The sequence below is a fragment of the Lutibacter sp. genome, assembly GCF_040883305.1.
GTDB lineage: Bacteria > Bacteroidota > Bacteroidia > Flavobacteriales > Flavobacteriaceae > Lutibacter.
The window spans coordinates 1-4,706 of sequence record NZ_JBFLKT010000225.1 but is presented as its reverse complement, the minus strand read 5'-3'; the positions used below and the strand labels follow the sequence as shown (position 1 = coordinate 4,706).

General features: G+C 27.3%; 3 protein-coding genes. 1 reads left to right on the top strand and 2 read right to left on the bottom strand.

Going from position 1 to position 4,706, the window contains the following annotated elements:
• Positions 1-173: 173 nt before the first annotated feature.
• On the top strand, positions 174-500 hold the full coding sequence (locus AB1Z17_RS07100; protein WP_368051103.1) for a hypothetical protein: 327 nt from the start codon (positions 174-176) through the stop codon (positions 498-500).
• 92 nt (positions 501-592) lie between these two features.
• On the opposite strand, the gene AB1Z17_RS07095 is transcribed toward AB1Z17_RS07100, so the two are convergent.
• Positions 593-1,729: a serine hydrolase domain-containing protein gene (locus tag AB1Z17_RS07095; protein WP_368051102.1), complete on the bottom strand. Its 1,137-nt coding sequence runs from the start codon at positions 1,727-1,729 to the stop codon at positions 593-595.
• Positions 1,730-2,194: 465 nt separating this feature from the next.
• Positions 2,195-4,438 carry a CHASE domain-containing protein gene (locus AB1Z17_RS07090; protein WP_368051101.1) on the bottom strand — a complete coding sequence of 748 codons (2,244 nt, stop codon included), beginning with the start codon at positions 4,436-4,438 and terminating at the stop codon, positions 2,195-2,197.
• Between the last annotated feature and the right edge of the window lie 268 nt (positions 4,439-4,706).

Sequence of the window (4,706 nt, the reverse complement as noted above, 5' to 3'; positions counted from 1 at the left end):
TTAAACATTATTAAAATTATAATTATGAAAACTATAAGTATTACAAAACAACAATCAAACAAAAAGAAATTAATTCCATTAAATATAGCTAATGCTAAAAGAACACAATGGAATAATTCAAGAAGATACGATTATTAAAAAAAATCATTAAAACAATTATTAAAACTAAAATTATGAGAAATTTAAAACTATTAGTACTTGCCTTTATTTTTGGATCTACAACTTTATGTGCTTCAGAAAGATTAGATGATAAAAATACAGAAATTAGAGATCAGATTGTAAATTTATTAGATAATTCAAAATTTGAAGCAGATGAAAATTTTAAAGTAGAATTTACTTTTACATTTAATTCAAGCGGAGAGATTGTTGTCTTAAACGTAGATTCAAATAGAAAAAATGTAAAAGATTACATTAGAAAACATATAAATTCTAAAAAATTACAAAATCCAGGTGTTAAAAACGAAATCTACACGATTCCGTTAACTATAAAGGCAATATAATTTGGATCTAAATCATTAAAAACTCAAACAATGTTGTTTGAGTTTTTTTGTTTAAACTAAATTTTTAATTTAGTTTTTCTTTCTAAATACAACTAAACTTTTAAATTTTCATTAACAATGGTCTTAACCTTTTTAGTTAATGAAGTTATTGCATTATAGCTAGTGTGTTCTAAAACAATAACTACCAAATTATCTTCTAAATATTGTGTTAACCCTGTGCTAAATCCATTCCATTTGCCATGATGGTAAACAATATTATCATCTTTAGGATCGATTCTAAAACCAAAACCATACGGAATCTTTCTTTTAGAAATAGTTTCTCCTTTGGTGTACATTAGGTTTAAAGATTCTTGAGATACTAATTTTCCATTGTTCAATCCCAAAGTCCATTTAAATAAATCTTCACTGGTTGTATAAATATTTTTATCACCAACAATGGCATCATTTACGGTATTATTAATTTTTAAATGCCTCCAACCTTTATAAAGTCGATATCCATACAATTGATTATTATTAACATTTTTATTTTCTGAATTATACACAAAAGAATCATTCATTTCTAAAGGTTCAAAAATGTTTTTTTCCAGGAATGAACTAAAACTGTTTCCAGAAACTTTTTCAACAATAGAAGCCAGTACTAAATATCCAGTATTTGAATAATCAAAATTGCGTCCTGGCTTAAAAAACCTTTGCACGTTGCTTGTTTCAAATAAATTCATCATTTCACTGTTAGTTGGTGCTTTTTCTTTTTTCCATTTGTGTTCTGCAACCCAAAAATATTTTGGTAATCCAGCTGTATGGTTGAGCAAGTTTTTAATTGTTACACCTTCATAAGGAAAATCTGGAAAATAGCTATTTACAGTGTCTGTAAGTTTAATTTGATTTCTTTCGTACAATATCATAATAGCCGCAGCTGTAAATTGTTTACTTACAGAAGCTAACTGAAATAAAGATGTTTTATTAAGTGGTTCTTTCTTTCTGAAATTGGCATAACCAACCTGATTGTTGTAAACTATTTTTCCGTTTTTCGCAACCAATACCGAACCATGAAAATCGTGTCTTTTATTAATTCGTTGTAATAATGAATCTAGTTTATGACTAACTTTTTGTGTTATTTCAATAGGATAATTTTCTTCTAGAATAGGTTCCGTTATTTCAATTGAAGAGGTGTCTGAAACAATATCAGCTAATTTAGCCGTTCTAAAACCTTCATTTTTATAACTGAACAATAAAACTATAATAGTAATTATTAGGAGTAGGACGGAATAAGTATAATACTTTTTCAAATGGGGCTAGGGTTAAAACTTCACAAAAGAACAACCTATTTAGTAATTTACAAAGTAGAAACTGCTTTTTAACACTCTTTATAAAAATATGTAAACTCGCGATTGTCGAAGAAAAACATCTAAAAAAAACTAAAAAAACAAAGTTTTAGAAAAAGAAGGTTGGTTGAAGTATTAAAAAGGGGAAATATCCCCTTTAATAAAAGGTGTTATTTCCCCTCGATTAAATATAAAAAGTAATATACTTTTACTGTACGAAAAAGATATCTTTTGTATAATTAGAGTGAATTGCACAAAAAAAACCACTCAAATATGAGTGGTTTTTTGTTTTGTTACGAAAACAGGAAAGGTACACACCAACTTTAATCAGTAAGTCTAGAGATCTATTTAGACAGATACGCTAATTCCTCTTTATTTAAAATATTTTTGAATTAATGATAATAATAAGTCTTTTTGAATAGGTTTCGAAATATAATCACTACAACCAGCCGCTAACGCTTTTTCTCTATCACCAGAAAGTCCAAAAGCAGTTTGTGCAATAATAACTACATTCTTATTAAATTTTCGAATTTGGTGTGTTGCCTCATAACCGTTTAATTCAGGCATTTGAATATCCATTAAAATTAAATCTAGATCTTTATTATTCCTGCAAATTTCAACTGAGTCCTTTCCTGTTTCGGCTGTAATAATTTCTCTGACAATATTTCTTAAAAGGATTTTCAACAATATTGCAGATTCTTTATTGTCATCAGCAATTAATATTTTAAGTTTTTTGATATCACCAGATGCCTTGTCTAGGTTTACTTTTTTTAAATTAGTATTAATATCTTCTTCCTCATAATCACAAGGGTGTGTAAAGTAAAATGTAGACCCTACATCTTTGCTACTTTCAATCCAAATTTTCCCATTGAGAAGCTCAACAAAAGCTTTGGTTATTGACAATCCTAATCCAGCTCCTTGTCTTGCTTGAATATCTTCAATGTCTGCTTGAATAAATCGTTCAAATATAACTTTTTGTCTTTCTTTTTTAATTCCAATACCTGTATCTCTTACATAAAACTCAAGGTTACCAGCTTTTTTAATATAACCAAATTCAACAGTACCCTTATCAGTAAATTTAATTGCATTTTTTACAAGATTGGTAAGAATAGAATAAAATTTAGTTTGGTCTGTTTTTATAAAGGCTTGATTATAAGGTAAGCCATTTTTATACAACAGTGTTAAACCTTTTTCTTTTGCTTCTACTCTTAATAGATTATAAACAATTTCTAAATATTCATTTACATTAACATCTTTAAGATTAGTCTCCATCTGTCCAGATTCTATTTTCGAAATATCTATAATATCATTAATAATATTAAGCATGCGCTTACTACTTTTTTCAATAATGTCGACATAGAACCGTTGCTTTTCTCCGGTTAAATTTGGTTCGTTTAATAAACTGGCAAAACCCATTATTCCATTCATAGGTGTACGAATTTCATGACTCATATTTGCTAGAAATGCTGATTTTAAACGGTCACTTTCTTCGGCCTTTACTTTGGCTATTTTCAATTCAGACAAACTTTTGTTTAACAATCTGTTTGCCCTAACCAATTCTTCATTTTTATCGGATACATTAATAGTTAGTTTACTCGCCATTTTTTTGGCAATATTAATTGTATTTAATAGGGAATATAACAATAGGCTTAACAAAATACTAATTATGATTCCGCCGAAAAATATAGAATAATTGAACGTTGCTAAAAAGGATTTTTTTAGTTGAAAAAACTGTAATGTCCAACTTTTATCATTAAATACTATAGGTAGTGTTAAAGTATTAGATAACGAGTTATTGTTGTATTCCTTATTATTACTTTCAAATAAAAGGTTTTCTTCAATAGTTTTATCAGAATCATATATTTTTAAATTAATACGGCTACTTAATTCAGTATCAATATTACTAATAACCCCATCCATAAGGTCATTCATTCTTAAGGAGATTGCCGCCCAACCAGTTATAAATTTTCTTCTATTTTCAATTGTTTGCAAAAATGTGTTTTTCTTGTAAATAGGAGAATACATTACAATACCAGGTTGAAGGTTATCTGAACCTTCTTGGATAAGAGTAACTTTATCGGTTAAAATAACCAGGTTAGAATCTCTGGCTTTTTCAATAGCTCTTTTCATTGAAGAATTAGAAGATATATTAAACCCTACAGCACCTAAGTTTCTTCCAACAAATGGTTCTATAAAAACAATTGGAGTGTATACCTTAAATTCCTTCTTCGGAAATACAGAATAATTATATTTTAATTCTTCTTTAACACGATTTATGTGTTTTTGTAAAAAATAATCTGGAACATGCTTAATATAAGCGACACCTTGAAATCCTACTAAATGTTTTGATATTTTACTTCCTTCTACAAAAACTTTCCAATCATCTCTTGTAATAGTATCACTTGAATGAAAAAACGCAGAACTTGTAAGTGAGAATTGCATGTATGCATTTAATCGGCTTTGAATCTTATCTCTTAAATCCGTAGCTTTATTCTTAAGCTCGTTTTTAACTTTTTTATCGTTATCTTTTTTATAATTATAGGTAACTATTGTAGATAAAAAAAAACCAAAAACCAGTAAAATTAATGACTTTACTAAGGGGTATCGAGTATGCATTTAGGGGTATTGGTATTTAATCCACAATAATAATGAAATTATTTGAATATGTAAAAATCAATTAGTCACAAAAATTAAGAATATTTTCCATTTACAAGGTTTATAATTTTTTTTTATAAAAATAACTTTTAAGCAATAACAAAAATTGATTGAATTTGGAGTTAAAAAAAAGCTTCGTATTTAGTTAAATACGAAGCTTTTGTTATATATATAAAAGACTTATTAGTACCTATAATATTCTGGCTTAAATGGTCCTTCAACCTGAACT

Excerpts from the sequence above, each read along its gene's own strand:
- AB1Z17_RS07090 (WP_368051101.1), bottom strand. The coding sequence starts at position 4,438 with ATGCATACTCGATACCCCTTAGTAAAGTCATTAATTTTACTGGTTTTT.
- AB1Z17_RS07100 (WP_368051103.1), top strand. The coding sequence starts at position 174 with ATGAGAAATTTAAAACTATTAGTACTTGCCTTTATTTTTGGATCTACA.